Genomic DNA, 4,056 nt, shown 5'->3' with positions numbered 1-4,056 from the left:
AGCTGGAAGACTGGGTCGGCGCGCGCCTGATGCACCGCACCACCCGCAAGCTCAGCCTGACCGCCGCCGGCAGCGAAACCCTGCCCCGTTGCCGGCAGATGCTGGAGTTGTGCAGCGACATGCAGGCCGCCGTCAGCGAACCGGACGAAGCACCCCGTGGCCTGCTGCGCCTGAGTGTCAGCACCTCGTTCGGCCAGGCACAGCTGGCCGATGCCATGGCCGAATACGTCAAGCGCTACCCGCTGGTCAACATCGATATGCAGATGCTTGATCGCACGGTGAACCTGGTGGATGAGCGCATCGACCTGGCGATCCGCACCAGCTTCGAACTGGACCCCAACCTGATCGCCCGCCGCCTCACGCTGTGCCGTTCGGTGATCTGCGCATCGCCCGCTTACCTGCTGGAGCATCCGCAACCGCGGCAGGTACAGGACCTGGCCCGGCACAATTGCCTGACCCACTCCTACTTCGGCAAAAGCCTGTGGCACTTCATGGAAAACGGCGAGCCGGTGTCGGTGCCGGTGCAGGGCAATATCAGCGCCAACGAGGCCAGTACCTTATTGCGGGTGACGCTGGCGGGGGCAGGGGTGTCGCGGCTGCCGAGTTATCAGGCGGGCGACTACATCCGCAGCGGCGAGTTGATCCGCTTGTTGCCCGAGGCCGAGCCGCAGCAGATGAACATCTATGCGGTGTACGCCTCGCGCAAGCATATGCCGGCGGCGCTGCGCAGCCTGCTGGATTTCCTGGTATTGAGGTTTCCGGAAGAGCCGGTGTGGGACGTCGGTCTTTAAGCCTGCATAAGCAGGTTGAATGTCGCCCGATAATGGCGACTTGCCCCAGCTGACCTATGCTTATCAAAGCACCTTCTTGATCGGATCAGAGGTCAGCATCATGTCGATCAAAACAAGAAAGTACCTGATGATTTTCACCCTGTGCGCCGCCGCCACCGCGCTCTATGGCACTGCCGCCTACCGCGTCGAACAGACCCGCATGCAGCCGGGGTTCGCCTCCAGCTGCAATCACGGTCAATGCGTTGGCCACATGGCTGCCTTCAGTTCGCTTCGCTAGCGTCCTGGTCGGCTTTCAACTGCTCCCGAAACGCCTTCGGGGAGAACCCGACGCGTCGGCGAAACAGCCGTGAGAAGTTGGTCGGGTCGGAAAAGCCCAAAACCTCCGACATTTCATTGATGGTCATGCTGGTGTAGGTCAGCAGGCGCTTGGCTTCCAGCAACTGGCGGTCGTGCATGATCTGCAACGCGGGCTGCCCGCCCAACTCCCGACACGTACCGTTCAGGTGTGAGACCGAGATCCCGAGCTTGTGGGCCAGGTCTTCGATTTTCGGGTGCTCGCGATAATGTTGCTCTACCAGCTGGGTGAACCGGCGGAAGTATTCGCGGCCCCGCGGTGCCCGTGGATGGCGACGCTGGATGGCCTGGCGGCTGATCCACACCAGCAGTACGCTGACCAGGGCGTGCATCATCATATCTCGCGCCGGTTGGTCGCTGGCGTACTCCTCCTGCAGGCGCGCAAACAGGCTGTTGAGGTAGTCACTGTCGTTGCCGGCAGGGTAGCTGCCCAGGGCATTCAGGCCATCCAGCGCCGCGCCCAGTTGCCCCTGCAGGTGCGCCATCAGCGGCGCGGCCAGGGTGACCACAAACCCCTCGACGTCTTCGGAAAAGCGAAAGCCATGCACGCATAACGGCGGCAGCACCTGCAGCGTCGATTCATTCAGGGTGCTGCGCTGCCCCTCGATCTCCAGTTGTGCCTGGCCTTTGTGCACGTAAAGCAACTGGCACAGGTCCGCATGCCGGTGGGGCTGGATTTCCCACTGGTACTCACGGCTGCGCCGGGAGATGGTTTCACAGTGCAACAAATCCGGGGTCGGCCATTGCTGGCTCTCACCGTAGAGTTTGAACACTGGAATCGCGGCACTGGCAGTTTTGGTCATGGCTTCATCCGATACTTCGGGAGAGTTGTGCGGTAATCGCCCCAATTGGCGAAAAGCGCAGCTTTGGGCTCAGTTTTCACCTTCTTATGCCGGGCACTCAAGTGAAAAATGCCAGCAACACCTTCAATGACAACTCTTTCACCGGATACGTTCGGGTGAAGCTTGCGGGCCATAAAAATAATGAAAACGCTGAAAACCCAAGTCGCCATCATCGGCGCCGGTCCCTCGGGGCTGCTGCTCGGTCAACTGTTGCACAACGCCGGGATCGAAACCCTGATTCTTGAGCGCCAGACGCCGGATTACGTGCAAGGGCGCATCCGTGCCGGGGTGCTGGAACAAGGCATGGTCGACCTGCTGCGCCAGGCCGGCGTGAGTGCGCGGATGGATGCCGAAGGCCTGGTGCATGAGGGCTTTGAGCTGGCGCTGAATGGGCAACTGACCCATATCGACCTCAAGACGCTGACCGGCGGCAAGACGGTGATGATCTACGGGCAAACCGAAGTCACCCGCGACCTGATGGCCGCGCGCCAGGCCAGCGGCGCGACAACGTTGTATGAAGCCGGCAACGTGCAGCCCCATGATCTGAAAAGCCCGGAGCCGTGGCTGAGCTTCGAACATAAAGGCGAGCATTACCGGCTGGACTGCGACTACATCGCTGGCTGCGATGGTTTTCACGGTGTGGCGCGTCAGTCGATTCCCACCGAGGCATTGAAAGTCTTTGAACGGGTCTATCCGTTTGGCTGGCTGGGCATCCTCGCCGACACCCCGCCGATCCACGATGAACTGGTGTACGCCAAGCACGAACGCGGTTTTGCCCTGTGCAGCATGCGTTCACCGACCCGCAGCCGTTATTACCTGCAGGTGCCGGCCGATGAGTCGGTGGACGACTGGTCCGATGAGCGCTTCTGGGATGAACTGAAAACCCGTTTGCCCAACTCACTCACCGAGCAACTGGTGACCGGCCCGTCCATCGAAAAGAGCATCGCGCCGCTGCGCAGTTTTGTGGTGGAGCCGATGCAGTACGGTCGCCTGTTCCTGCTGGGCGACGCCGCCCACATCGTGCCGCCCACCGGCGCCAAGGGTTTGAACCTGGCGGCCAGCGATGTCAGCACCTTGTTCAATATCCTGCTCAAGGTGTACCGCGAGGGCCGAGTGGAATTGCTGGAGAAGTACTCGCAGATTTGCCTGCGGCGGATCTGGAAGGCCGAACGGTTTTCCTGGTGGATGACCTCGATGTTGCACCAATTCCCTGAGGCGGACGGCTTCAGCCAGCGCATCGCCCAGAGCGAACTGGAATACTTCGTCGACTCCGAAGCCGGTCGTAAAACCATTGCAGAAAATTACGTCGGACTTCCTTACGAGGCTATCGAATAGTCAGCTATCTAGTACACTGACGAGCATTCCCGTGGGCCTCCTTTTCCCGCGGGCCCTTGCTCGCAGGTTCTGCCGTGACCAACCTCAATCAGCCCGCCACACCCGCCGTGCGCAGTGTCCTTGTCGCCTTGATGATGGCGATCTTTCTCGGGGCCCTGGACCAGACCATCGTCGCCGTTTCCATGCCGGCCATTTCCGCGCAGTTCCATGACGTCAACCTGCTGGCCTGGGTGATCTCCGGCTACATGGTGGCGATGACTGTGGCGGTGCCGATCTACGGCAAGCTCGGCGACCTGTACGGGCGCCGGCCGATGATGCTGATCGGCATGGGCCTGTTCACCCTTGCTTCGCTGTTCTGCGGCATGGCCCAGAGCATGGAGCAGTTGGTGCTGGCGCGGATCCTCCAGGGCATCGGTGCCGGCGGGATGATTTCGGTCAGCCAGGCGATTATCGGCGACATTATTCCGCCCCGTGAGCGCGGGCGCTACCAGGGGTACTTCAGCAGCATGTACGCGGTGGCGAGCGTGGCCGGCCCGGTGTTGGGCGGCTACATGACCGAGTACCTGTCGTGGCGCTGGGTGTTCCTGATCAACCTGCCGCTGGGCGCGGGCGCCTGGTGGGTGGCCCATCGCACGCTGGTGGGGCTGCCGGTGCCGCAACGCAAGCCGGTGATCGACTACCTCGGCACTGTGCTGATGATCGGCGGTTTGACGGCGCTGTTACTGGGTATCACC

At 61.6% G+C, this 4,056-nt stretch carries 5 protein-coding genes; 4 read left to right on the top strand and 1 reads right to left on the bottom strand.

Going from position 1 to position 4,056, the window contains the following annotated elements; translation table 11 throughout:
• A partial coding sequence (locus tag HX846_RS25090; protein WP_178966306.1) for a LysR family transcriptional regulator occupies nt 1–791 on the top strand: 791 nt, incomplete at its 5' end.
• Nucleotides 792–810: 19 nt separating this feature from the next.
• Nucleotides 811–1,068 (top strand): hypothetical protein, encoded by a 258-nt coding sequence (locus tag HX846_RS25085; RefSeq protein ID WP_003210654.1) that lies wholly within the window; start codon nt 811–813, stop codon nt 1,066–1,068.
• On the opposite strand, the gene HX846_RS25080 is transcribed toward HX846_RS25085, so the two are convergent.
• Entirely contained in the window at nt 1,052–1,948 is an 897-nt protein-coding gene (locus HX846_RS25080) for a helix-turn-helix domain-containing protein (RefSeq protein ID WP_003210655.1), read from the bottom strand. The genes HX846_RS25085 and HX846_RS25080 overlap by 17 nt on opposite strands.
• A 189-nt stretch (nt 1,949–2,137) precedes the next feature.
• Between HX846_RS25080 and pobA the strand changes: the two genes are divergently transcribed.
• Both pobA and HX846_RS25070 read left to right on the top strand, forming a co-directional pair.
• Nucleotides 2,138–3,322 (top strand): 4-hydroxybenzoate 3-monooxygenase, encoded by a 1,185-nt coding sequence (gene pobA, locus HX846_RS25075; protein WP_177035912.1) that lies wholly within the window; start codon nt 2,138–2,140, stop codon nt 3,320–3,322.
• Nucleotides 3,323–3,453: 131 nt separating this feature from the next.
• Nucleotides 3,454–4,056 (top strand): MFS transporter (locus HX846_RS25070; RefSeq protein ID WP_306173150.1); only part of this gene is annotated, 603 nt, incomplete at its 3' end.

The organism is Pseudomonas sp. K5002, from assembly GCF_013386655.1.
Lineage (GTDB): Bacteria > Pseudomonadota > Gammaproteobacteria > Pseudomonadales > Pseudomonadaceae > Aquipseudomonas.
This window is presented reverse-complemented; position numbering and strand designations above follow the sequence as displayed.